Source organism: Streptomyces sp. NPDC029674, from assembly GCF_044903205.1.
Taxonomy (GTDB): domain Bacteria; phylum Actinomycetota; class Actinomycetes; order Streptomycetales; family Streptomycetaceae; genus Streptomyces.
Genome location: NZ_JBJDPY010000063.1, coordinates 1 through 1,317, shown reverse-complemented (window position 1 = coordinate 1,317; position 1,317 = coordinate 1). Strand labels below are relative to the sequence as shown.

The window sequence follows — 1,317 nt, the reverse complement described above, 5'->3', positions numbered from 1 at the left end:
CGTGATATCGGCCTTCGCCTTCAGCGCGTCCATCGCGGCGGACGACGCCCCGGAGAGCTGCCGGTGGATGGCCGCGTGGCGGCGGGCGGTCTCCTCGTTGGGGTACGACCCGCCTTTCTCCTCGTACATTTCCCCGCCAGGCAGATCCTTCAAAACCATATTTGCGGCCCTTTCTGGGAATAGAAAAGCCCCCGAGACGCGGGGGCTGGATTAGTCCGATGGCGGGCCAGGTCAGGCCGGGACCTTGTTCCACACGTTGCTCCGGCGGACAAGGAAATCGCCGGTCTGGTAGTCCGTGAACGTCGACCCGTTACGCGCCGCCGACTCGCCAACCAGGTCGCCCTCCACATGGCACATGACAGCTTCCATGCCACGCAGGGTGGCCAAAGTCGGGCTGTTGATGTTCATGTCCAGGGAGCAACGGTTCATCGTCCCGGCCCACACCACGGCCCCGTAGTCCCCGCCATCTACGGTCAAGTTCGAGGCCGTGAGACGACGCACCACACGGTTGCCCGCAGCGACCTCCAGGCCGCGCCCGCAACCCCGGATGAAGCCACCAGAGATGGACAGCGCGGACGGGTCACCACCCCACGTGGCGTCCGTAGAATCCTCTGTGTCGTACACGCGGATACCCGCCGACGTGGTGTACTCAATGGCCGGCTCCGAGATCGACACGTTCTCGCAGCCGACCATGGCGATGCCATATGCCGCCGTGCCCCCCGATTCCGCGGTGCCGCGCGTCACCACCGGGGACACAAAGGACACGCCCTCGCACTTGCCGATGTTGAACGCCGCGAAGTTGTTGCCACCCGTCGGCACCGCGACCGGCTCAACCGTGCAGTTGATGAACCGGATGTTGCGGTGCTTGGCGGCCCGGCTGTTGCTCAGAATCGACGTGGGGCCAAGAGCCTTGAACCCGCACCCGCCAGTGCCGTTGCCGGCCCCAGAGCGGGAGGCCTTGCAGTTGTCGAACGTGATCCCAGTGATCGGGGACTGGCCGCCCACACGGAACCCATGCTCGCCCGACTCGCGGGAATGGAAATCCGCGACCGACACCTCGCCCGCATCGACCCGGCCGTCCGTCTCCACCAGGACACTGTTCTCACCCGGCCCACCAGATGCCACCGCCAGATTGACGTTGTCCGCCGAACCAGCCAGCACCTTCCACCGGGTCGGGTTCGCCAGGTACAACCCCTGCACATGGCCGCGCATCGTCAGCCGGTCCACCGTCACATCCGTGCCATTCCACGAACCGACCGAGTCCAGGAACCCCTCAACGCGCACGTCCCCGAGGCGCACATGCTCACAGCCCACACC

The 1,317-nt window shown here is 65.9% G+C and carries 1 protein-coding gene; it reads right to left on the bottom strand.

Annotated elements, in window-relative coordinates:
• Positions 1-231: 231 nt before the first annotated feature.
• A partial coding sequence (locus ACI2L3_RS40365; protein ID WP_404757453.1) for a hypothetical protein occupies positions 232-1,317 on the bottom strand: 1,086 nt, incomplete at its 5' end.